Annotated in this window: 20 protein-coding genes; 4 read left to right on the top strand and 16 right to left on the bottom strand. The window is 73.8% G+C overall.

Annotated elements, in window-relative coordinates; all coding sequences use genetic code 11:
* The 6 genes from ACFU7Z_RS13340 to ACFU7Z_RS13315 form a co-directional block, all read right to left on the bottom strand.
* A partial coding sequence (locus tag ACFU7Z_RS13340) for a DUF6099 family protein (RefSeq protein ID WP_380777586.1) occupies nt 1-625 on the bottom strand: 625 nt, incomplete at its 3' end.
* Nucleotides 626-792: 167 nt separating this feature from the next.
* On the bottom strand, nt 793-1,266 hold the full coding sequence (locus tag ACFU7Z_RS13335; RefSeq protein WP_380777585.1) for a nucleotide pyrophosphohydrolase: 474 nt from the start codon (nt 1,264-1,266) through the stop codon (nt 793-795).
* Nucleotides 1,263-2,696: an AAA family ATPase gene (locus ACFU7Z_RS13330; RefSeq protein WP_380777584.1), complete on the bottom strand. Its 1,434-nt coding sequence runs from the start codon at nt 2,694-2,696 to the stop codon at nt 1,263-1,265. The genes ACFU7Z_RS13335 and ACFU7Z_RS13330 overlap by 4 nt, the downstream gene beginning before the upstream one ends.
* Nucleotides 2,697-2,841: 145 nt before the next feature.
* Nucleotides 2,842-3,678 carry a putative RNA methyltransferase gene (locus tag ACFU7Z_RS13325; protein ID WP_375877225.1) on the bottom strand — a complete coding sequence of 279 codons (837 nt, stop codon included), beginning with the start codon at nt 3,676-3,678 and terminating at the stop codon, nt 2,842-2,844.
* Nucleotides 3,679-3,766: 88 nt separating this feature from the next.
* Nucleotides 3,767-4,594: a RimK family alpha-L-glutamate ligase gene (locus tag ACFU7Z_RS13320; RefSeq protein ID WP_380777583.1), complete on the bottom strand. Its 828-nt coding sequence runs from the start codon at nt 4,592-4,594 to the stop codon at nt 3,767-3,769.
* Complete coding sequence (locus ACFU7Z_RS13315; protein WP_049659122.1) at nt 4,591-5,496, bottom strand: RimK family alpha-L-glutamate ligase; 906 nt, start codon at nt 5,494-5,496, stop codon at nt 4,591-4,593. The genes ACFU7Z_RS13320 and ACFU7Z_RS13315 overlap by 4 nt, the downstream gene beginning before the upstream one ends.
* Before the next feature lie 227 nt (nt 5,497-5,723).
* Between ACFU7Z_RS13315 and ACFU7Z_RS13310 the strand changes: the two genes are divergently transcribed.
* The gene (locus ACFU7Z_RS13310; protein ID WP_380777582.1) at nt 5,724-6,599 is read left to right on the top strand and encodes a GNAT family N-acetyltransferase; all 876 of its coding nucleotides are present in this window, start codon (nt 5,724-5,726) and stop codon (nt 6,597-6,599) included.
* A gap of 156 nt (nt 6,600-6,755) precedes the next feature.
* Here the strand turns inward: ACFU7Z_RS13310 and ACFU7Z_RS13305 are convergent, their stop codons facing one another.
* The 4 genes from ACFU7Z_RS13305 to ACFU7Z_RS13290 all read right to left on the bottom strand — a co-directional run bounded on the left by ACFU7Z_RS13305 (nt 6,756) and on the right by ACFU7Z_RS13290 (nt 11,383).
* Complete coding sequence (locus ACFU7Z_RS13305; protein ID WP_074000663.1) at nt 6,756-7,184, bottom strand: fic family toxin-antitoxin system, toxin component; 429 nt, start codon at nt 7,182-7,184, stop codon at nt 6,756-6,758.
* Nucleotides 7,181-7,417: a toxin-antitoxin system HicB family antitoxin gene (locus ACFU7Z_RS13300; protein ID WP_049659744.1), complete on the bottom strand. Its 237-nt coding sequence runs from the start codon at nt 7,415-7,417 to the stop codon at nt 7,181-7,183. Before ACFU7Z_RS13300 ends, ACFU7Z_RS13305 begins: the two co-directional genes overlap by 4 nt.
* 215 nt (nt 7,418-7,632) lie before the next feature.
* Nucleotides 7,633-10,275 (bottom strand): collagenase, encoded by a 2,643-nt coding sequence (locus tag ACFU7Z_RS13295; protein WP_380777581.1) that lies wholly within the window; start codon nt 10,273-10,275, stop codon nt 7,633-7,635.
* A 157-nt stretch (nt 10,276-10,432) separates the two neighbouring features.
* A complete protein-coding gene (locus ACFU7Z_RS13290) occupies nt 10,433-11,383 on the bottom strand; it encodes a LysR family transcriptional regulator (protein ID WP_074000661.1) in 951 nt (316 codons plus the stop codon).
* 434 nt (nt 11,384-11,817) lie between these two features.
* Here ACFU7Z_RS13290 and ACFU7Z_RS13285 point away from each other — a divergent pair, with 434 nt between their 5' ends.
* Entirely contained in the window at nt 11,818-12,012 is a 195-nt protein-coding gene (locus ACFU7Z_RS13285) for a hypothetical protein (RefSeq protein ID WP_143204452.1), read from the top strand.
* A 76-nt stretch (nt 12,013-12,088) separates the two neighbouring features.
* Here ACFU7Z_RS13285 and ACFU7Z_RS13280 read toward each other — a convergent pair whose 3' ends face one another.
* Nucleotides 12,089-13,438 (bottom strand): class I SAM-dependent RNA methyltransferase, encoded by a 1,350-nt coding sequence (locus ACFU7Z_RS13280; protein WP_375877235.1) that lies wholly within the window; start codon nt 13,436-13,438, stop codon nt 12,089-12,091.
* 434 nt (nt 13,439-13,872) lie between these two features.
* Entirely contained in the window at nt 13,873-15,948 is a 2,076-nt protein-coding gene (locus tag ACFU7Z_RS13275; protein WP_049657522.1) for an APC family permease, read from the bottom strand.
* A 248-nt stretch (nt 15,949-16,196) separates the two neighbouring features.
* On the opposite strand from ACFU7Z_RS13275, the gene ACFU7Z_RS13270 reads away from it, so the two are divergent.
* Both ACFU7Z_RS13270 and ACFU7Z_RS13265 read left to right on the top strand, forming a co-directional pair.
* Nucleotides 16,197-16,865 (top strand): TrkA family potassium uptake protein, encoded by a 669-nt coding sequence (locus tag ACFU7Z_RS13270; RefSeq protein ID WP_049657525.1) that lies wholly within the window; start codon nt 16,197-16,199, stop codon nt 16,863-16,865.
* On the top strand, nt 16,865-17,536 hold the full coding sequence (locus ACFU7Z_RS13265; protein WP_049657526.1) for a TrkA family potassium uptake protein: 672 nt from the start codon (nt 16,865-16,867) through the stop codon (nt 17,534-17,536). The genes ACFU7Z_RS13270 and ACFU7Z_RS13265 overlap by 1 nt, the downstream gene beginning before the upstream one ends.
* A gap of 84 nt (nt 17,537-17,620) precedes the next feature.
* Here the strand turns inward: ACFU7Z_RS13265 and ACFU7Z_RS13260 are convergent, their stop codons facing one another.
* The 4 genes from ACFU7Z_RS13260 to ACFU7Z_RS13245 form a co-directional block, all read right to left on the bottom strand.
* On the bottom strand, nt 17,621-18,346 hold the full coding sequence (locus ACFU7Z_RS13260) for a DUF3159 domain-containing protein (protein WP_234348601.1): 726 nt from the start codon (nt 18,344-18,346) through the stop codon (nt 17,621-17,623).
* A 2-nt stretch (nt 18,347-18,348) separates the two neighbouring features.
* Nucleotides 18,349-18,756 carry an OB-fold nucleic acid binding domain-containing protein gene (locus tag ACFU7Z_RS13255; RefSeq protein ID WP_049657528.1) on the bottom strand — a complete coding sequence of 136 codons (408 nt, stop codon included), beginning with the start codon at nt 18,754-18,756 and terminating at the stop codon, nt 18,349-18,351.
* A 65-nt stretch (nt 18,757-18,821) separates the two neighbouring features.
* The gene (locus tag ACFU7Z_RS13250) at nt 18,822-19,502 is read right to left on the bottom strand and encodes a response regulator (RefSeq protein ID WP_049657530.1); all 681 of its coding nucleotides are present in this window, start codon (nt 19,500-19,502) and stop codon (nt 18,822-18,824) included.
* 152 nt (nt 19,503-19,654) lie between these two features.
* Nucleotides 19,655-22,246: an ATP-binding protein gene (locus tag ACFU7Z_RS13245; RefSeq protein ID WP_380777580.1), complete on the bottom strand. Its 2,592-nt coding sequence runs from the start codon at nt 22,244-22,246 to the stop codon at nt 19,655-19,657.
* Nucleotides 22,247-22,552: the final 306 nt, after the last annotated feature.

Genomic DNA, 22,552 nt, shown 5'->3' with positions numbered 1-22,552 from the left:
GCGCACCGGGCGGGCCGCCGCCGGAGGGCGGGCTGCCGCTCGCCGCACCGCCACCGTCACCGCCCGGCGGACCGGTCTCGCCCGGAGGGCCGAGCCGGACCACCAGTAACGGCGCCCCGCCACCCGCCCGCTCGCGTTCCCGCTCCGCACCGCCGAGCGCGGCGGGCTCCGCCGCCCCGGCCCGGAGCGCCGCCGCACGCAGCCGTACCGTCAGGTCCTTGCACTCCGAGACCGCGTCCACGCCGTCGATGCACGTCCAGTAGAGGCTCTCGGTGTCCGCCCCGCAGGCCAGCACCACCAGCGTCTCGCCGACCTCCTGGAGCAGCCCGTCCAGCGCCCCCAGGGCCGGCGCCAAGTCCCCCAGGTCGGTGAGCCGCGCGGCCCGGCCGCCGCTCACCAGGGCGGCCCGGACGACGGAGCGGTCCAGGCAGACCGCCGCGTGCGCCCCGGCCTCGGACAGCTGCTGCCCCAGCCCGGTGAGATCCTCGTCCTCCGACTCCGCCAGCCTGGCGCCCACCGCCTCGGTGAGCAGCGCGGCCTGCCGCGCCTCGGCCAGCACGTCCGGTACGTGCCTGGCCTCGGCCAGGGCGTACCGGGCCGTCTTGATCAGTCGCAGCGCCTCCATGGCCACCGCTCCTCCCGCTCGCTGTCGCCGTCGACCCGGGCCGCCGGGAGGGGCGGTCCGCGTGGTGACGGCTGGTCACGGCGAAAGCGTGCGAGGAAGTGCGCGAGCGCGCATCCACGTTGTCAGAAGCTGTGGACAAGTCCGGGGTTGTGGATAACTTTCGTCCCTCACACGGGTTGGTCGTCCACGTCCGGGTTGACGGAGGTCGCCCTCTCGGGCGCGCGGGCCACGCTCCCGGCGGCCTCGCCCGCCCCCTGGTCGGCGTCGGACGCGTCCTGGCCGGCGTCGCCCTCGTCCGTCGGCACCGGGAAGCGGAGCTCGTTCCGCTCGATCTTGGCCGCCAGGGCCTCCAGCGGATCCACCCCGACCGCCGTGCAGAACTGCAGCAGGTACGCCAGCACGTCCGCGACCTCGTCGTGCACCCGGTGCGCGCGCTCCGGGTCGGACATCACCGCGGCCGCCTGCTCGGGCGTCAGCCACTGGAAGATCTCCAGCAGCTCCCCCGCCTCCACGCTCAGCGCCGCCGCCAGGTTCTTCGGGGTGTGGAAGGGCTCCCACCGCCGGGCCGACGCGAAGTCCACCAACCGCTGCCGCAGGACATCCACCGTGGGCTCTGCCGGCCCCGTCACTCGTTCGCTCACCCCTCCAGGTCTACCGCATCCCGGCCCTCCGCCCCACCGCCCACCGAGGACACCCCACCGCTCCTCGCGAATCCGGCCACCCCCGCCGACTCCTCCGACCCGCCCCCGCCCGCTTCCGCCCCCAGGCCGACCGCCTCCCCGGCCGCCTCCCCGGCCGTCTCCCCGTCCACCGCACCAGCCGCGCCCCCGGCCGCCTCCCCGCGCCCGCCCTGGACCGGCACCCGCGCCGTCTCCGGCCGCAGCACCGTGAACCCCGAGTCCGGGTCCCGCCGGCACTCGACCAGCACCACCCCGCCCCCGGGCCCGCAACCCAGCACCTCCCGCGCCGCCGCCGGCTCCTGCAGGGCCGCGACCACCCGCAGCTGGCTGCGCTCCGCCATCTCCCGCGCCAGCCGCAGCAGCGTGCCGGTCTGCTCGGCGGAGAGTCCCGCCCCCAGGTCCTCGGCCAGCACGGTGAGCTGCCGGTGCGCCCAGGGCACCTCGGCGGCCACGTCGAGGTCGAGCACCCCGGCCCCGGTCAGCAGCACCGCGGCGAAGGCGAGGTGGCGCAGCATGCCATCGGAGGCCTGGTCGGCCCCGGTGCGTCCGAGGACGCCCTCGTCGAAGACGGCGAGGACCCGCTTCACGCCCGCGCTCTCGCGCTCGGCCAGGGTGAGCCCGAGCAGCGGGTGCGGCGCGGCGGCCTGCACGGCGCGCAGCAGCTGCCCGTACCGGCGCGGGCACTCGTTGCTCAGCCGGGCGACGACGGCGGAGATGTTGGCGGCGTTGCTGCGCAGCCGGGCCTGCGGGTCGGCCCGGGCCCAGCCGCGCATCAGCGCGGGGACGGGGTGCAGCGGGAAGACCTCGCGCAGCGCGGTGAGGAGGTCCTCGGTGGCGGCGAGGACGAGGCACTCCCCGGCCGAGGAGCCCGCGACCCGCAGCGGCAGCTGTGCGGTGATCATCGTGCCGCTGGGGAACGGTGCCCGGATGTCGCCCTGGCGGGTGTCGTTGTGCCAGCAGACGTTGACCCGCCGGTTGCGGACGTCCTGCTCGCCGGTGTCCATCAGGGTCCGGCCGTCGAGGGTGAGCGATTCCCGGGCGATCCGGACCGGGCCGTCGGTGCGGACCACCACGTCGAGCCGGATCAGGCCGTGCGGCGAGCGGACGGTGCAGCCGAGGTTGATCGCGTGCCGCCCGTGCGGGACGCACCCGTCGAGGCCGCCGCGGACGGGTGCGGCGAGCGGGCCGGTGCGCTCGGGCAGTCCGTCCAGCGAGTCGGCGATCTCCTCGCCGAGGGCGAGCCGGGACAGCACGGCCAGCGCGTCGAGGGCGTTGGACTTGCCGACGCCGGCGGGCCCGTGCAGCACGGTGAGGGGCGCGAGCGGCAGCACCGCGCGCCGGTAGGACTTGAACGAGGTGAGTCGGAGCTCCTCGACGGTGGGTCGCGGCACGGGCGGCCGGTCGGGCCCCGGGGCGCCCGGTCGGAGGTGGGACGGCCCTGCGGGCACGGTGGCGTCGCGGTTCACCTGTCGGACGTTAGCCGCAGGCCGACCGGCAGAAACGTGCCTGCGCGGCAGATTCATCCCAACGTGGGGCTCAGCGCCGGTACGCGGCCACCGTCACCGAGGCCGTCACCTCGACCGGCTCCGGCAGTTCCGCGAGCGCGGCGGCGAGCCGTTCCGGGTCGGTGTGCCAGGCGCTCGGCCCCATGCCGACGACGGTGCGCACGTCCTGCGGGCCGAGCCGCAGGGTGAACTCGACCTCGCGCCGCCCGGCGGGCTCCAGGTACGGCCCGAGCTTCTCGTCGATCCGCCGCTGCTTCTCCTCGTCCACCGACAACAGCCCCAGTGCGCCGACGAGTTCACGCAGGTGGCGGGCGGTCGGCGAGACCAGCAGCAGGGTGCCGCCGGGGCGCAGCACCCGGCGGATCTCCGGCCCGTTGCGCGGTGCGAAGACGTTGAGCATCAACTCGGCCGAGGCGTCCCGCAGCGGCAGCGGGCGCCAGGCGTCGCACACCACGGCGCCGATCCGGGGGTGCGCCTTGGCGGCCCGGCGCAGCGCGAACTTGGAGATGTCCAGGGCCGCGCCGACCGTGCCGGGCAGGGCGTCCAGGACGTGCGCCAGGTAGTGGCCGGTGCCGGCGCCGAGGTCGGCGACCAGGCCGTCGGACGCACCGGCGACGGCGGCGGCGGCCTCCGCCAGCGCCTCGGCGATCGGCCGGTAGTGCCCGGCGGCGAGGAAGTCCGCGCGGGCCGCGACCATCTCGGCGGTGTCCCCGGTGCCGGTGTGGGCGTCGCCGGCGAGGAGGCTGACGTAGCCCTGCTTGGCGAGGTCGAAGCTGTGCCCGGCCGGGCAGCGCAGGCTGCGGTCGTGCCGGGTAAGGGCCTGCGCGCAGTGCGGGCAGGCCAGGTAGCGCTCGATGTCCTGGAGCAAGGTTCCGTCTTCTCTCGCCGTACGCCCCGGCCGGTCGGGGCGCCAGCCAGCCTAACGACCCCGGCGGGCCGGACGCCCCAGGCCGGCCCTACTCCGCACCCCTCCTGGGCCCCGGCCCGAGCCCCGCGAGCGCCCGCCCCCGCCCCCGCTCCGCCCCGACCCGCAGCGCCAGCGCCACGAGCGCCTCCGGCGCGCCGGCCCGGCCCCGGACCCCCGGGAAGGCGTTGACGTCCACGATGACCGGCTCGGCGGGCCCGTCGAGCAGGTCGACCCCGTACACGTCGAGCCCGAACACCTCGCCCACGCGCAGCGCGAGCGCCGCCCGCCCGGCGGACGGCTCCCAGTCCTCCGCCCGCCCCGACTTCCCCGTGCCGGTGGCGAGTTCGGACTGCCGCCGGGCCGCGAACACCTGTCCGTCGACGACCCACAGTTTCTGGTCCCAGCCGGTCCCCGGGACGAACGGCTGGGCGACGACCGGCTCCTCGGGCCAGCGCTCGGCGAGTTCGCGCAGCCGGGCCGGCCCGTCCACCCGGGCGACCAGGTCGTGCCGCCTGCTGCGCCGGCTCTTGACCACGAACGGGTAGGCCGGGTCGGCGAGTTCACCCAGCAGGCCGACCGCGTCGGTGGCCGCGAAGGGCAGCCCGGCGGCGCGGGCGAGCTCGGCCATCCGCACCCGGTCCTGGCACAGCCCGGTGGCCGCCGCCGAGTTGACCACCGGCGCGCCCCGCCGCTCCAACTCCCCCGCCAGCGCCAGTGCCTGCGGCGTACGGGCCTTGAGCAGGTAGACGTCCGCGAGCCCGGCCACGGGCCCCGCGGGCGGGACGGCCGCGACCTCGTGCCCCCGGCGCACCAGCAGTTCGGCGGCGGCCGCCAGCACCGGGTGCCCCGGGTCGCCGGTGATCAGCCCGACCTTCACAGCAACTCCCCCTCACCGAAGCCCCGTTGGCCGTACGGGTCGCCGCCCGCGGGCACCAGTTCGGCGGGCCCGGCGGGCAGCGACACGGCCGTGCCGCTGCGCGCGAGCCGCAGCACCGCGCGGGCGACCCGGGCCACCGCGTCCGGCACCTGCCGGAAGCTCGGGAAGTCGTTGACGTCCACCACCACCGGTCCGTCCGGCCCCAGCAGCACGTCCACCCCGTACAGGTCCAGCCCGAACACCTCGCCGACCTGCGCCACGATCCGCGCGACGCTCCCCGGCAGCGGCACCTGCCGCTCGCGCACGCCCTGCCCGGGGTGCAGCGGGGAGGAACGTTCCGTCGCGAAGAGCTCGCCGTCGACGCAGTACACCTTGAGGTCGGTCCCGGAGTTGGGTACGTACGGCTGCGCAATCAGCAGCCCCTCCCCCGCCAGTTCCGGACCCACCTCCAGCAGCTGCTCGGGGCTGCGCACCAGCCGCACGGCGCGCCCGGAGCTGCCGTCGGCGGGCTTGACCACCAGCGGGTACTCGGCGGCCGGGATCTCCGCCAGTCGCTCCCAGCGCGCGGCCGCGTACGTCACCGGGACGGGCAGGCCGCGGGTGCGGCCGATGACCGCGGCGAGCGCCTTGTCCCGGACCCCGCGGATCGAGCGCACGTCGTTCACCGTGGTGAGGCCGACGGCGGCGGCCGACTCCAGCAGGGTCAGCCCGGGGCCGCCGGACACGGTCTTGAGCACCCAGGCGTCGTGGCTGCCGGCCCGGACCTCCTCGGAGATCGCCAGCAGCGAGTCCCCGGGGCGCAGCACGTCCACCCGGTGCCCCCACGCGGTGAGTTGGCGTGCCACGTCGAGCGGCATGCCGTCGTGCCGGTAGTGTTCCTCCACCAGAAAGCAGAGCCTCATCGGCCTGTCTTCCCCCTTGCCTCGCCTCGTGCAGACGTCCGCCGTCCCCCTCGGCAGAGCTGTAAAGCCTTCAGCATGCACGCCGTGGCCGCACAAGATCGCTGCGGGCGGGTAAGCGTTCGGCAACAATCGGCCCCCGGAACGGCGACGCGCGGGCGGCGCCGAGCCCGGAGGAGCCGCGGCCCGCCCCGACAAACCGGTGGCGCCCCTCCCCCGCCCCTGCTTGGATGCACGCCGTGACCCCTGATGATCATGCCCACGACCGCCCCCTGCTCGACGAGATCGAGCGCTACTACGACGCCGTGCCCCGCAGCGCCGCCCGCACCGAGGACTTCGGGCCGCTGACCCTGTTCCTCCGCGACGGGGCCGGCTGGCCCTACTACGCCCGCCCGACCCTCGGCCACACCGGCCCCGCCGCCACCGCCGAGGACGTCCGCCGGGTGCTGGAGCGGCAGCGGGAGGCGGGCGCGCCGGAGGCCTTCGAGTGGGTGGCCGAGCAGAACCCGGAGCTGCGCGCGGCGGTCGAGGCGGCGGGCCTGACGGTGCACGAGCACCCGCTGCTGGTGCTGGGCCCGCAGGACGAAGCGGCCCCGGCGCCCGAGCTGCCGGAACGGGTGGAGGTCCGGGTGCTGGCACCGGACGCCCCGGAGCTGGCGGCCGCCGTCGCCGTCCCGCGCCTGGCCTTCGCCGAGCCGGGCACCGCCGTCGGCCCGGCCGGCGCGGCCGAACTCGCCGAGCGCGCGGCGACGTTGGCGGCCGACGGCACGGCGGAGCGGATCGCCCGGCGGATCGCCACCGGCACCACCGTGCTGGCCGCGGCCGTCGAGGACGGCACGGTCCTGTGCGCGGGCCAGCACAACCCGGTGGGCCCGGTCACCGAGGTGGCCGGGGTGGGCACGCTCCCGTCCGCGCGCCGTCGCGGGCTGGGCCTGGCGGTCACCGCGGCCCTGGTCGAGCACGCCCGGGCGAACGGGGTGCGGACGGTGTTTCTGTCCGCCGCCGACGAGGACGTCGCCCGGATCTACCGCCGGGCCGGCTTTCGCACCTTCGCGACGGCCCTGATCGCGGAGCCCGCCGCCCAGCAGGAGCCTGCCGCCCAGTAGGAGCCCCCCGCCCGGCAGGCGCCTGCCACACGGTAGGAACCCTCCACCCGGCAGGAGCCCCCCGCGTAACAGGCCGCCCACCGGCCCCGGCCCGGAAGGCCCCGGCAGGAACGGGAACGGGGACGGGAACGGGAACAGGACCGGGGACGGCGCCGGTCAGTCGTCGTCCTCGTCCTCGTCGTCCGCCCCGCTGACCTCCTCCCCCTCCGCCTCGTCCACCACCCAGGCCGCGAGCCGCTCGGCGACGCCCGACACCCCGAGCCGCCCCTCGCGGATGGCCCGGGAGAGGCTGCGCACCTCGCGGGCGGTGGTGGCGACGGTGCAGCCGCTGGCGACGAGGTAGGCGTAGGCGACGGCGGTCGCGAAGAGTTCGTTGGTCTTCTCCAGTGCCGGCACCCGGATCAGCTGGTGCATCAGCGCGGCGGCGCGGTCCTGTGGTTCGGGGTAGACCGAGATGTCGAATATCTCGGCCTGGTGGCGGGTGACCGCCGCGAGCAGCGAGCCGTAGTCGGTGACCTGCGGATCACCGGGCGTGTACTGCTCGGCGGTCATGAGCAGCCACGAGAGGTCGACCTCCAGCTTCAACGGCGCACGTCCTGGAGGTCGCCGGGCTCCCCGAACTCGGCGAGGAAGGCCGACTCGTACTCCTTCATGAACTGCGCGGCCGCGTCCACGAAGGCCCGCCCTGACTCGCCCATGTCCTGTTGGACCAGGCGCTCGATGTACTGGTTCATGGAGATCCCCTGCTGCTCCGCCCGTTCCCGGGCCATCTCGGCGGTCGTGGCGTCGACCCGCACGTTCAGCTGCTTCTTACCCATGCCGTTCAAGCTAGCGCTCAAGTGCTAGCACAACAAGGGCGTGCGCACACCGCCCGCACACCTGCCGCACGCCCCCGCGCAACCCGGCCGTCACCGCGGCGCCGGACGGCAGCCACCGGAACGTCGGACGGGCCGCCGGCGAGGCGCCGGAACGCCGGACGGGCCGGGCCCGCGGCTGGCTGCCACGGACCCGGCCCGCGCCGGAAGGGGGCGGATCAGAACTGGGTGCTGACGGTCACCCCGCTGAAGTCGCTCTTCGCGTAGAGGCTCACGTAGCGGTAGCCCGCCGTCGGGTTGGTCACCGTGATGCTCTGGGTGGTGCCCGCGTTGGTGGAGGCGGCGGTGTAGGCGCTCGGCGAGGCCCAGGTGCTGTCGCTGTAGTACAGGTACGCGGTGCCGGTGCCCCCGGAGGTGGTGATCTTCAGGGTGCTGGTGCCGGCCGGCAGGTAGACGTACAGGTAGTCCAGGTTGCCGGCGGTGGCCGACAGGTTGGCGCGCGAGCAGTTCTTGCCGAGCGCGTCGGCGCGCGGGTCGGTGCAGGCAGGCGGGGTGGTCGGGCCACCGCCGCCGCCCGTGGTCACGGCGACGGAGGCCGGGGTGCTGGCGGTCCTGCCGGTGTCGTCGGTGACGGTCAGCGCGACGGTGTAGGTGCCGGCGGCCGCGTAGGTGTGGGTCGGGTTCTGCTGGTCGGAGGAGCTGCCGTCGCCGAAGGTCCAGTGCCAGGCGGTGAGCCGGCCGGCGCCGGTCTGGACGGACTTGTCGGTCAGCGTGACGGTCGCGCCGGAGACCGACTGGCCGAACAGCGCGGTCGGGCCGGCCGCGAGGCAGGCACCGCCGGCGCAGGTGTCGAGCCAGGCGTCGAAGTCGGCGTCGTAGCGGGTGCCGATGCCGTTGTAGACCGCGTAGCCGCCCTGGTAGTCGCCGGTGCGGAAGTGGGCGAGCATGGCGTCGATGTCCGCCGGGTGCTTCTCGAACATGTACCGGACGGCCAGGTAGCCCCACGGGTAGGTGCGCACGGTGTCCGAGTTGCCGTACGTGTTCTGGAAGAGGGTGCTCAGCTTGTAGGTGTGCTTGGCGGCCTCGGCCATCGCCTGGGTGTCGGTGGTGCCGCGGTAGGCGTAGGACTCGTACTCGGCGACGCCCTCGATCCACCAGATGTCCGGGACGGAGATCTCGGTGGAGAAGTTGCCCTTGAGGTCGTAGATGTTGTCCAGGTAGTGGGTGTACTCGTGGTTGAGGTTCCACACGTTGGCGGTGAAGCCGTCGTTCCAGGACTTCTGGTACATCACGCACACGGCCCGGTTGTTCGGGTCGGTCGGGTCCATGACGGTCTGTCCGCCGTTGTCGGTGGAGTTGTTGAAGATCGCCCAGGAGTAGGTCAGGTAGTCCGCCTGGTTGGCGAAGACCGCGAGGGTGAGCTCCTTGTCGTACTGACCGGGGATCGGACCGTTGTCCTTCACCAGCTTGTGGAAGAAGGTGTCCTCGCCGCGCAGGCTGGCGCAGACCGCGGCCAGGTCGGCGGGCGACAGGACCTCGGTCTGGATGGTGCGGTTGTCGCACACCAGCTGGTTCGGCAGCACCGCGGCGGTCAGCTTCGCCGGCAGGTCGCAGATGCCGTAGTACGAGCACTGGCCGGGGTCGAAGCTGTTGGCCTGGTAGGCGGTGTGGACGTACAGCGGGCCGGTGGCGCCGGTGATCTGCGCGCCGTCGAGGACCGCCTTGACCTTGCCCTTGACCGCGGCCTCGACCACCGGGCCGTCGCCGGCCATCCGGCCGAGGTCGTTGCCCGCGTTGACGTCCAGGTAGGCGTTGGCCGTGCCGAGCAGGTCCTTGTGGTTCAGCGCGAAGTCGCCGAGGGTGGCGCCGATGCTCGGGTCCGCGCCGACCGCGCTGACGAAGTCGGGGTTCCAGTTGCCCCGCCACAGCGGCGCGGAGAGCACCGCGTTGACCGCCTTGAGCATCTTCGGGAAGGCGTTGTACGAGTTGTCGTACGCCGTCAGCACCTGCTTGTAGACGCCCAGGTAGCTGCCCTGGAGGTTGGCGCTGTCGGTGAGCACCAGCACCTCGTTGAGCACGGCGCCGTTGGCGTCGCTGACGTCGGTGCGGTGCGGGGCGGCGAAGAACGCGTCGAGGGCGGCCTTGGAGCCGCTGGTCAGGGCCGCGCCGTAGGGGCCCACCGCGTCCGCGTTGTTCGACTGCACGAACCAGCCGGCCCGCTGGAAGAGCACGAGCTGCAGGATGGCGGTCGAGTTGTCGCCGGTGTAGCCGGCCGCCATGGTCCGGAAGGCGTCGGCGACGGTGAGCATCTTCGATTCCTTGAAGATGCTGCCCGCGTCGGTGCCGGTGACGTTGAACAGCGTGTTGACGCAGTCCGTGGTCGAGCCCTCGATGAAGGAGACCAGGTCGGCGCCGCTGCGGCTGCCGAAGTCGGCCGGGGTGCAGCTCTGCGCGGCGGCCGCTCCGGCGGCGCCGCGGGCGGCGAGGGCCGGCTTGGCCGGGGGCGCCTTCGGCTCGGCCGGGCGCGGCGCGGTCTGCACGACGGTGTCGGCCGGCTGGCCCATCACGACCTGGCCGAGCAGCGCCGGGGGCAGCGGCTTGGCGACGGGGGCGAGGTCCTCGGCGGCACGGGCCTGGGCGGCCGGGTCGACGGTGAGGAAGGCGCCGAGCGGCTTCGGCTGGACGGAGCCCGGGTCGGCCGTCGGAGCACCGGCCGCGGGCCGGGCGGGAGCGGCGGAAGCACCGGAAGCGGCCGAGGCGGCGGAGGCGGCTGACGCCGTGGCCGGCAGCAGCGTGGCGGCGGCGCAGCAGCCGGCCACGAGGCCGGCCAGCAGGGTGGGGAGGGGTATCCGTGGGCGCACTGGTGGGGTCCTTCTCCTGTGGGGGAGGCGCTGGGAGGACTGCCGAGACGTTGGGGGAACGCGTCATGATCCTGCCAGCGACGGAAGGTCAGAACAATGTCACAGGTCATATGACATTTCCCGGCCCGGCCATAACACGGACCCCCGCCCACTGCCGCTACGACCGGTACGTCCGCGCGGCCCACGCCTGGAAGCTCGGCGCGGCCGCGATCAGGTCCCGGTACGCCGCGGCGGCCGCCCCGAACAGCGTCTCCACCACCTCCCCGCCCACCCCGGCCGGCCGCCAGACCAGCAGCTGCCGGACCCAGATCGGCGTCCCCGCCAGCGGCTTGACCACCACGTCCGCGAGCGGCCGGGTGGTGGCCTGGACGACGGAGATGCCGAGCCCGGCGGCGATCATCTCCTGGAGCTCCAGCCGGCCGCCGAGGAACTCGTGGACGGTCGCCGGGGCGAACCCCGCCGCGGCGCAGGCCCCGTGGAAGACGCCGTGCCAGCCGGCCCCGTCGTCGGGGGTCAGGAACCACTCCTCCTCCGCGAGGTCCGCCAGGGCCACCTCGGTGCGGTGCCGCAGCCGGTGGCCGGCCGGCAGCGCGACGAAGACCGGCTCGGTGACGATGCCGCGGTGCGCGACGGACGGCGAGTGGCACAGCTCCCGGCCCGGGTAGTCCACGGCCACCGCGACGTCCGCCTCGCCCCGCTCCAGCAGCTCGACGATGTCCGAGGAGCGGTAGACCGACGTCACGGTGAAGCGCTGCCCGGGCCGCTGGTGCCGGGCCCTGGTGACCAGCCCGGGCAGGATCGGGGCGTTGGTGGCCGCCAGCCGCAGCTCGCGCGGGGCGGGCCCGGCCGAAGCCTCCGCGCGGCGGCCCAGGCAGTCGGCGCGGGTGAGCAGTTCCCGGGCGGCGGCCAGCACCTCCACCCCGAAGCCGGTCGGCGCGACACCGGCGGCGGTGCGTTCGAACAGCGGGGCGCCCAGGTGGCGTTCGATCCGGCGCAGCTGGGTGCTGGTCGCCGGCTGCGAGGCGCCGAGCAGGGCGGCGGCCCGGCCGACGCTCCCGGTGTCGGCGATGGCGCACACCACGCGCAGGTGCCGCAGCTCCAACTCCATGACGCTCCCCCTCACGCATCGGCCGGCCCCGGCCGACGGCGCGGGGCGGCTGCCGCCAAGGGCGGTGCAACAGCACACATCACATGTCAGCTGCTCACCTTCGCCCCGGCGATTTGCCTCGTCAAGCCCCCTCCCGGGACCCGACGGCACTCCGCGCACCATCTTTTACCCGCGCATTGCCGACGCCTGACCTTCCGCCCTGCTCCGGTCGCGTCCACACCTGTCCTCCGCCCCGCTCCGGACCCGCCCGCACCTGCCCTCCGCCCCGCTCCGGACCCGCCCGCACCTGCCCTCCGCCCCGGTCCGGCCCCCGCCCACCACCGCCGTGCCGCCACCAGGCGGAGCGGGACTTGAAGACCGCCCCACCGTCCGGGACGCTGAAAACCCCCCTGCGTTCCCCCCGAGCGGGCACCGACCGGTGCGGAGGCCGACCGATGACAGCCATGTTCGATCAGGAGCTGCGCGAGCAGCTCGCCCAGGCCCGCCGGGACCTCGCGGCGGCCCGGGCCGAAGGGGACGCCGACGGCGTCCAGGCGTACGAGGGCCGGGTCGCCTCGCTCCTGCGGCTCGCCGCCCAGCACGGCATCGACCTCCCGCACAGCGTCGACGAGGAGGAGCACAACGAGTAGCCGGCCCCCGGACGCGGCGGAGGCGGCCACCCCGAACGGGTGACCGCCTCCTGCCGTGCCTTCCCGGCGCCCGGGATCACTCCCCGGCCGGCTCCAGGATCGCCACGCACTCGAAGTGGTGCGTCATCGGGAACAGGTCGAAGGCCCGCAGCGACACCGGCCGGTAGCCGCCCTCGCGGAAGAACTTCAGGTCCCGGGCGAGCGCCGCCGGGTCGCAGGCCACGTACGCGATCCGGCGCGCCTCCAGGCCGACCAGGTGGGCGACGGTCTCGCGGCCGGCGCCCGAGCGCGGCGGGTCCAGCACGATCAGGTCGGTGGCGGTGATGCCGGTGCGCGGCAGCAGCGTCTCGACCCGGTCGCACTCGATCTGAACGTTGTCCAGCGCGGCCAGGTTGTGCCGGGCGTCGACCACGGCCTGCTTGGCGGACTCGATGCCGAGCACCGCGCCGTCCTCGCCGACCCGGTCGGCCAGCGCGCCCGCGAACAGGCCGACTCCGCAGTACAGGTCGAGCGCGCTCTCGCCCCACTGCGGGTCCAGCCCGTCCAGCACCGCGTCGACCAGGGTGTCCGGCGCCTCCGGGTGGATCTGCCAGAAACCGCCGTCGCTGATCCGCCAGGTCCGCCCGGCGGCCCGCTCGCGGACGAAGCCGCGCCCGTGCACCTTGTGCACGTCGCCCTGCTCGTCCACCCGGGCGATCGACACCGGCTTGTCCAGCTCGACCAGCGGCAGCTGGGCACCGTCGCGCGGGGTGAGCACCACCTGGCGGTCGGAGGAGCCGGTCGCGGCGATCACCTCGACGCTCGCCACGCCCGGCCAGTCCCGGGTCTCGACGCCCAGCTCGGTGACGCCCTCGGCGGCGATCAGGCAGCGGTCCACCGGCTGCACCTCGTGCGAGCGGTACTTGCGCAGGCCGACCTTCCCGGTCTCGGCGTCCACCGTGTACTGCACCCGGGTGCGCCAGGCCGGCACCTGCCCGGCCGGCAGCTTGCCGCCGACCGGCTCGACGCTGCCGTCCCAGCCGGCCTCGGCCGGGGTGAGCCCGGCCAGCTTGGCCAGCTGCTCGGTCAGCACCGCCGCCTTGAGCTTGCGCTGCCCGCCGGGGGTGACGTGCTGCCAGTCGCAGCCGCCGCACTTGCCCGGACCGGCGAACGGGCACGGCGCCTCGATCCGGTCCTTGGAGGGCTCCAGCACCTCCACCGCGTCGGCCCGCAGGAACCGCGAGGTGGTGGTCCCGTCGGTCACCAGCGCGACGACCCTCTCACCGGGCAGCGCGTGCCGCACGAACAGCACCCGGCCCTCGTGCCGGGCCACGCAGTGCCCGCCGCCGTGCGCGACCGGGCCGACCTCGACCTCGTAGCGCTGCCCGACCAGCGGCTCCCCGGACGGCGCCTCGGGCCGCGAGGGCCGCGCGGCGGCGGTGCGCAGCGCCTTGGGCGGCCGCACCGCCTGCTTGCGCGGCGCCTTCCGCTCGGCCCCGGCGGCGCCCTTCGGCGCACCCTGACCGGCGCCCTGGCCGGCGTCCTTGCCCGTACCCTTGGGCGCGTCCTTGCCGGATCCCTTGGCGGAGCCCTTGGCCGCGGCACCCTTCGCCGCGGAGCCCTTGGCCGCAGCGCCCTTGCCCGCGGCACCCTTCGCCGCGGAGCCCTTCCCGGCCACCGGCTCGGCGGGCCCCCGGTCCTCCCGCTCGCCCGGGACGAACGGCGCGGTGCTCGCGGTGAGGCCGTCGCGGTCGGTGGCCTCCGGACGGGACGGCCGGCCCCAACGCGGCCGGGAGACCTGACCGGGCTTGGAGCCGCCCCGGCGGGCGCCCTTGCCGGAGGCGCCGGAGGAGCCCGAGGAACGGGGCGGAGTGTTGCGGGTCACTGGGAGGAGTCCTTGCTGCGGTCGGGGCTGTCACCGGCGTTCGTACCGGTGGAGACGGAATCCTTCGACTTTACGGCCTTCGGCGCCCGAGGCTCGCCACGCCGGACGGCGCCTGGCGCCGACCAGGCCTTCTGCGGCTTGCGCCGCTCGGAGGACTCCAACTGCCACGGTACCGAGGTGACCATCACACCGGGCTTGAACAGCAGCCGCCCCTTGAGCCGCAGCGCGCTCTGGTTGTGCAGCAGGTGCTCGTACCAGTGGCCGACCACGTACTCCGGGATGTAGACCGAGACCACGTCCCGCGGGCTGCTGCGCCGCAGGTTCTTCACGTAGTCCAGGACCGGCCCGGTGATCTCGCGGTACGGCGAGTCCAGCACCTTGAGCGGCACCTCGATGCCGCGCTCGTCCCACTCCCGCCGCAGCGCCGCCGTGTCCGCCGGGTCGACGTTGACCGTGACCGCCTCCAGAGTGTGGGCCCGGGCCAGCCGGGCGTACGCCAGGGCGCGCAGCGCCGGCTTGTGCAGCTTGGAGACCAGCACGATGGCGTGCACCCGGGTGGGCAGCACCACGTCGTCCGGCTCCTCGGCGGCGATGAGCTCGTCGGAGACCCGGTCGTAGTGGCGCCGGATGCCCTTCATCATCACGAACAGCACGGCCATCGCGGCGATCGCGATCCAGGCGTGGCCGATCTTGGTGACCAGTACGACGATCAGCACGGCCATGGTCATCACCAGGCCGAAGGCGTTGATCGCCCGGCTGCGCTGCATGTGGCGGCGCTTGGCCGGGTCGGTCTCGGTGCGCAGCAGCCGGGTCCAGTGCCGGATCATGCCGGACTGGCTCATGTTGAAGGCGACGAAGACGCCGACGATGTAGAGCTGGATCAGCCGGGTCGGGTCGGCGTCGAAGGCGAGGATCAGCAGGATCGCGGCGATCGCCAGCAGGATGATGCCGTTGGAGAAGGCCAGCCGGTCGCCGCGGGTGTGCAGCTGGCGCGGCAGGTAGCGGTCCTGGGCGAGGATCGAGCCGAGCACCGGGAAGCCGTTGAAGGCGGTGTTGGCGGCGAGCACCAGGATCAGGCCGGTGACGCCGGCGACGAAGTAGAAGCCGGGCGTGAAGTTGTTGAACACGGCCTCGCTGATCTGCGCCAGCGCGGTCTTCTGGTGGTAGCCGGGCGAGGAGCCGACGAGCTGCTCGGCCGGGTTCTCGGCCATCTGGACACCGGTCAGCCGGGCCAGCCAGATGATGCCCATGAACATCACGACGGCGATGCTCGCCATCATCAGCAGCGTGGTGGCGGCGTTCTTGCTCTTCGGCTTGCGGAAGGCCGGCACGCCGTTGGAGATCGCCTCCACACCGGTCAGCGCGGCACAGCCGGAGGAGAAGGACTTCAGCAGCAGGAACACCATCGCGAAGCCGGTCAGCGAGTCGTTGCCGGGGGTGGCGGCGAGGTGGAACCCGGAGCTCTCCGCAGGCATGTCCTGGCCGAGCGCGAAGTGCCGGAAGACGCCGTAGCCGACCATCCCGATCACGCCGACCATGAAGGCGTAGGTGGGAACGGCGAAGGCGCTTCCGGACTCGCGCACACCGCGCAGGTTCATGCCCATCAGCAGGACGACCACCACCACCGACAGGACCGCCTCGTGACCGCGCAGCGAGGGCACCGCGGAGACGACGTTGGCGACGCCCGAGGTGGTCGACACGGCCACGGTGAGCACGTAGTCGACCATCAGCGCGCTGGCGACCACCAGACCGGCGGCCGGCCCGTGGTTGACGGTCGCGACCTCGTAGTCGCCGCCGCCGCTGGGGTAGGCGTGGACGTTCTGCCGGTACGAGGCGACCACGGCGAGCATCACGATCGCCACGACGACGCCGATCTGCCAGGAGAAGTGGATCGCCGAGGCGCCCGCGATGGAGAGGGTGAGCAGGATCTCCTCGGGGGCGTACGCGACCGAGGAGAGCGCGTCCGAGGCGAACACGGGCAGCGCGAGCCGCTTGGGCAGAAGCGTCTCGCCCAGCTTGTCGCTGCGTAGGGCGCGCCCGATCAGGATGCGTTTCGGAAGGTCAGTCGGCATAGGCACGTTAAGGAATCGTAGGGGCTCCCCGGTCAAGGCTCCGCCGTTTGTCCCCCCCTTCGTCGCGACTGCGTTCGGTGGACCGGCTAGCGTGTCGGATACGAGTCGGCGGGCAACACTCTGGTTGTCGAGCGTTGCCGGGTCGGCGCCCCCACGAGGAACCTCGTCCCGGACGACCGGGCGGGAAACGGAGCTGAACGGTGTTTGCGCAGGTCAAGACCCCTTCGGGACGGGTGAGGTAAGCGCCGGTGCACATCGTCATCATGGGCTGCGGCCGCGTGGGCTCCGCCCTCGCCAGAGCCCTGGAGAAACAGGGCCACTCGGTGGCCGTGGTCGACCAGGACCCGACCGCGTTCCGTCGGCTGGGCGCCGGCTTCAACGGGCGCCGGGTGACCGGCGTCGGCTTCGACCAGGACACCCTGCGCGAGGCGGGCATCGAGGAGGCCGGCGCCTTCGCCGCGGTCTCCAGCGGTGACAACTCCAACATCATCGCCGCGCGCGTGGCCCGGGAGAACTTCGGCGTCGAGAACGTCGCCGCCCGGATCTACGACCCCCGCCGCGCCGAGGTGTACCAGCGCCTGGGCATCCCCACCGTGGCGACGGTCCGCTGGACCGCCGACCAGATGCTGCGCCGGCTGCTGCCGAGCGGCGCCGAGCCGCTGTGGCAGGACCCGAGCGGTGGCGTCCAGCTCGCCGAGGTCGCGTACGACCCGCGCTGGATCGGCCACCGGATCGGCGAGCTGGAGGAGGCCTCCGGCACCCGGGTGGCGTTCGTCACCCGGCTCGGCGAGGGGGTGCTCCCCTCGCCGCAGATGGTGGTGCAGGAGGGCGACCTGGTGCACGTGATGCTGCGCCGGGCCGACCTGACGGCCGTCGAGGCCGCGTTCGCGCAGGGGCCGAAGGAGGAGGGTCACTGATGCGGGTCGCCATTGCCGGGGCCGGAGCCGTGGGCCGCTCGATCGCGGGCGAGCTGCTGGAGAACGGCCACGAGGTCCTGCTGATAGACAAGAACCCGAACTCCATCTCGGTGGAGCGGGTCCCGATGGCGGAGTGGCTGCTGGCCGACGCCTGCGAGATCACCTCGCTGGACGAGGCCGCGCTCCAGCGCTGCCACGTGGTGATCGCCGCGACCGGTGACGACAAGGTCAACCTGGTCGTCTCGCTGCTCGCCAAGACCGAGTACGCGGTGCCGCGGGTGGTCGCCCGGGTGAACAACCCCAAGAACGAGTGGCTCTTCAACGAGTCCTGGGGCGTGGACGTCGCCGTCTCCACCCCGCGGCTGATGTCCGCGCTGGTCGAGGAGGCGGTCAGCGTCGGCGACCTGGTCCGCCTGATGCGCTTCAGCCAGGGCAACGCCAACCTGGTCGAGCTGACCCTGGCCTCCGACACCGAGCTGGTCGGCACCCGGGTCGGCGACGTGGCCTGGCCGCAGGACACCGCGCTGGTGACCATCATCCGCGAGGGCCGGGTGCTGGTGCCGGGCAAGGACGACACCCTGGAGGGCGGCGACGAACTGCTCTTCGTCGCCGCGCAGGAGCGCGAGGAGGAGCTGGAAGAGCTCCTCTCGGCCATCTCGGGCGCCCAGTAGCCCCGGAGCGCGCGACACGGGAGAAGGGCCCGCACCCCTCGGGGTACGGGCCCTTCTCCGTCGTTCGGGACGGGCGGGAGGCGGCTACTTCGCCGGCTCCTCCTCCTCGTCCAGCTGCGCCTTGATCGGCGGCGGCGCCTTCAGCAGGATCTGCCAGGTCACGTACATCGCCAGCAGCAGCGGCGGGATGCCGAGGGCGACCTTCAGCCAGCCCAGCAGGTTGACGTTGTGGGTGAAGTACAGCGGGAAGAGGATCACCGGCTTGGCGCCCATGATCAGCACCCAGGCCCAGGTCGCCTTGGTGTAGGCGGCCAGCCGGCCCGGGTTCTCCTTGCGCCAGGTGAACATCTCGCCGGTGATCGGGCCGAGCATCACCCCGATCATCGGCCAGCGCGCCAGGGCGGAGGTCGCCAGGGCGACGCAGTAGCCGACGTTCCAGAGCAGGCCGGGCAGGTAGAAGTCCTCGGCCTTGCCGCTCTTCATCGAGATCCAGGCGCCGAGCGCGACCCCGAACACCCCGCTGAAGGCGTGCTGGATGGTCTGCCGCTTCGCCAGCCGGGCCACCACGAACAGGGCGCTCAGGCCCAGCGCGGCCCAGGCCGACGTGCTGACCTGGTGGGTCAGGTTGTAGGTGACGATGAAGACCAGGCCGGGCAGCGTCATGTCGATCATGCCGCGCACGCCGCCGAAGGCCTGGAGCACGGTGTCGGCCGCCTCCTTGGAGGCGGCCCTGCGGGCGGCCTCCGCGTCCGCGGGATCGACCGCCAGGTCGAGCTGGGCGGCGGCCTCGCCGCCGGGCTGGTTGCTCACGCTCATTCGCTCCCGTGTCCGACCGGACGCAGCTCATAGCGGGGGTTGAACAGCACGCGGCGCCCGCGTGCGTGACTGATCCGGCCGCTGGCGACCAGCCGGCGGCCGGGCTCTATCCCGGCGATCGAGCGGCGGCCGAGCCAGACCACGTCCAGCGCCTCGGTACCGTCGAAGAGTTCGGCCTCCAGGGCGGGCACCCCCGCCCTCGGGCGGAGCGTCACCGTGCGCAGCGTGCCCGCGACGGTGACCAGCTCGCGGTCCCCGCAGCCGGCGATCGGCGTGCAGCCGGACTCCGCGGCGATCTCCTGACGCAGCTCCTCGGCGTCCAGTTCCTCGGCCGAGGAGGTCAGCCGGCTGAGCATGCGGCGGAACCGCCCCTGCGGCGGGCCGCTGCTGTTGTCACCACTCATGTCGGAAGGGTACCGGGTTCCGGCCCCCCGGCGGCAGGCCGCACGGCCGCCGGGGGCGGTCGCGGTCAGCTCTCGAAGCGGTACCCCATGCCCGGTTCGGTGATGAAGTGGCGCGGGTGCGAGGGGTCGCGCTCCAGCTTGCGGCGGAGCTGGGCCAGGTAGACCCGCAGGTAGTTGGTCTCGGTGCGATAGGCCGGGCCCCAGACCTCCTGGAGCAGCTGGGTCTGGCTGACCAGCCGCCCGGCGTTGCGGACCAGTACCTCCAGCAGGTGCCACTCGGTCGGCGTGAGGCGTACGTCGGCGCCGTCCCGGTTGACCTTCTTGGCCGCGAGGTCGACGGTGAAGGACTCGGTGACGACCAGCGAGTCGGCCTCCCCGGCCACCGGCTCGGCCCGCCGCACGGCGGCCCGCATCCGGGCGAGCAGCTCGTCCATGCCGAACGGCTTGGTGACGTAGTCGTCGGCGCCCGCGTCCAGCGCCTCGACCTTCTCGTCCGAGGCGTGCCGGGCCGACAGCACGATGATCGGCACCCGGGTCCAGCCGCGCAGGCCGCGGATCACCTCGACCCCGTCCATGTCGGGCAGGCCCAGGTCGAGGACGACCACGTCCGGATGGCGGGCCGCGGCCAGCTCCAGGGCGCTCGCGCCGTCATGGGCCGCGTCCACCTCGTACTTGCGGGCCTTGAGGTTGATCACCAGCGCGCGGACGATCTGCGGTTCGTCGTCCACGACGAGGACCCGGGTCATTTACGGGCTCCGCCTTTCAGGGCTGTCTGACTTACGGACTGGGGACTGCTCTACGACGTTCGGTGCGACGTGCGACGTGCTGTGCGGCGTACGGCCTGGGAGGCACGCCGGCCCCCGGAGGAGCGACGGCCCGGCCGGTGCGCCGCCGGTTCTCAGGTGATCAGGTCCGGGAGCGGGCCGCCACCCTCGCCGCCCCGCTCCCCCGGTTCGGGCGGCCGTTCGACCACGGGCAGGCTGACGACCATGGTGAGTCCGCCGCCCGGGGTGTCCTCGGCGGTGACGGTACCGTCCATCGCCTCGACGAAGCCGCGCGCCACCGCGAGTCCGAGGCCCACCCCGGCGCCGCGCGGCGCGTCCCCGTAGCGCTGGAACGGCGCGAAGATCCGCTCCTTGGCGTCCTCGGGCACCCCGGGGCCGCGGTCCACGATCCGCAGCTCGACCCGGGTCGGCCGCCCCGGCTGCCGCAGCTCGTCGGCCTTGACCAGCACCCTGACCCCGTCCGGGCTGTACTTGACGGCGTTCTCCACCAGGTTGGCCAGCGAGCGCTCCAGCAGCCCGCCGTCGGCCCGGACCATCGGCAGCGTCTCCGGGACCTCCAGCCGGACGGACTCCAGCGGCACCCCGCCGAGCGCGAACGGCACCACCTCGTCCAGGTCGGTCTCCTGGATCAGCGGGGTGACGGTCCCGGTCTGCAGGCGGCTCATGTCGAGCAGGTTGTTGATCAGGTGGTCCAGCCGGTCGGCCCCGGCCTCGATGCCGGCCAGCAGCTCGGCCTCGTCCTCCGGGGCCCAGTCGACGTCGGCCGAGCGCAGCGAGCTCACCGAGGCCTTGATGCCCGCCAACGGGGTGCGCAGGTCGTGCGAGACGGCGGCCAGCAGAGCCGTCCGGATCCGGTTGCCCTCGGCCTCCCGGCGGGCCTCGGCGGCCTCCCGGGCCAGCCGGCGGCGCTCCAGCACCACGGCGGCCTGGGCGGCGAACGCTCCGAGCAGGCGCCGGTCCGCCCCGGGCAGCACCCGGCCGCGCAGCACCAGCGCCAGGCTGTCGCCGACCGGGACGTCCACGTCGGCCTCCTCCGGCCGCTCCGGCGGGCGCGGGCCGGCGGTCGCCACCGGCGCCCAGGCGGAGAGCGGATCGGGCCGTTCCAGCAGCGCGGCGCTCTCCTGCCCGAAGGTCTCCCGGACCTGCTCCATCAGCGCGGTCAGCACCCCGTCGCCGTTGGGCGCGCCGCGCAGCACCGTGCCGGCCAGCGCGCTGAGCGTCTGCGCCTCGGTCTGGCTACGGGCGGCCTGCTGGGTGCGCCGGGCCGCGAGGTCCACCACCGACGCCACCGATATGCCGACGATGGTGAATATCGCCACCGCCATGATGTTCTGCGGCTCGTTGATGGTGAAGGTGTGCAGCGGCGGGGTGAAGTAGTAGTTCAGGACGGAGGAGGCGACCAGCGCCGAGCCGATCGCCGGCAGCAGCCCGCCCACCAGCGCCGCGCACACCGTCAGCGACAGGAACAGCAGCATGTCGGTGGAGAGCCCCAGCCCGCCGATCGCGGTCAGCACGATCGCCAGCAGCGGCGGCCCGACCAGTCCGATCAGCCAGCCGCCGACCGTCCGGGTACGGCCCAGGTCGGTGATCCGGCGGACCGGTATCTTGCCGCGCCGCCCGTGCCCGGCGTGCTCGTGGGTGACCATGTGGACGTCGATGTCCCCGGCCTCCCGGGTCACGATGGTGCCGACGCCCGGCCCGTACAGGTACTGCCAGCCGGGCCGCCGGCTGGTGCCCAGCACGATCTGGGTGGCGTTCACGCCCCGGGCGAAGTCCAGCAGCCCGCCGGCCGGGTCGTCGCCGAGGACGGCGTGGAAGGAGCCACCGAGGCTCTCCACCAGCGCGCGCTGCTCGATCAGCGTCTGCGGCGAGCCGGATCCCACCAGCCCGTCCGAGCGGGAGATGTGCACGGCGAGCAGCTCGCCGCCGGAGACCCTGGCGGCGATCCGGGCCGCCCGGCGGATCAGCGTCGCCCCCTCGGGCCCGCCGGTCAGGCCCACCACGATCCGCTCCCTGGCCTGCCAGGTGCCCTCGATGCCCTGCTCGGCCCGGTACTTCTGGAGGTACTCGTCCACCCGGTCCGCGGTCCACAGCAGCGCCAGCTCGCGCAGCGCGGTCAGGTTCCCCGGGCGGAAGTAGTTGGCGAGGGCGGCGTCGATCTTCTCCGGCGCGTACACGTTGCCGTGCGCCAGCCGGCGCCGCAGCGCCTGAGGGGACATGTCCACCAGCTCGATCTGGTCCGCCCGCCGGACCACCTCGTCCGGGACGGCCTCGCGCTGGCGCACCCCGGTGATGCCCTCGACGGCGTCGCCCAGCGACTCCAGGTGCTGCACGTTGACGGTGGAGATCACGTCGATCCCGGCCGCCAGCAACTCCTCGACGTCCTGCCAGCGCTTCTCGTTGCGGCAGCCGGGGACGTTGGTGTGGGCCAGCTCGTCCACCAGGGCCACCTGCGGGCGGCGCGCCAGGACGGCGTCCAGGTCCATCTCGGAGAACCGGGCACCGCGGTGCACCACCTGCTGCCGCAGCACGACCTCCAGCCCCGCGACCATGTCCGCGGTCCGCCGGCGGCCGTGGTCCTCCACGAACGCGACCACGACGTCCGTGCCCCGCTCCTGCCGCCGGTGCGCCTCGGCGAGCATGGCGTACGTCTTGCCGACCCCGGGGGCCGCCCCGAGGTAGATGCGCAGCCTGCCTCGTCCCATGAGCACCATTCTTGATCCGACCCGGCCCGGAGAACACCCCCGGACACCTGTTCCCCCTGCCTTCGAGACTACGGCGTGCGACGCGATTTTCCGCTGATCAGTGCGCTGATCAGGCGGTTTTAGCGGCATATTGACGGTGGACCAGCCACTCGGCGGGGGTCGTTCGGGAGGGGTCCGGAGGGGTCGGGGTGCGGTGGTGTCCGACATCGGCCCGGAAATGCGAAGAACCCCCATCCGGGACCCGGATGGGGGTTCTTCTGAAGAATTGTTCGGCGGCGTCCTACTCTCCCACAGGGTCCCCCCTGC

The organism is Kitasatospora sp. NPDC057518 (assembly GCF_042802075.1).
Classification (GTDB): Bacteria; Actinomycetota; Actinomycetes; order Streptomycetales; family Streptomycetaceae; genus Kitasatospora.
Note: the sequence above shows the minus strand (reverse complement) of the source record. Positions and strands in the feature narration are given on the sequence as shown.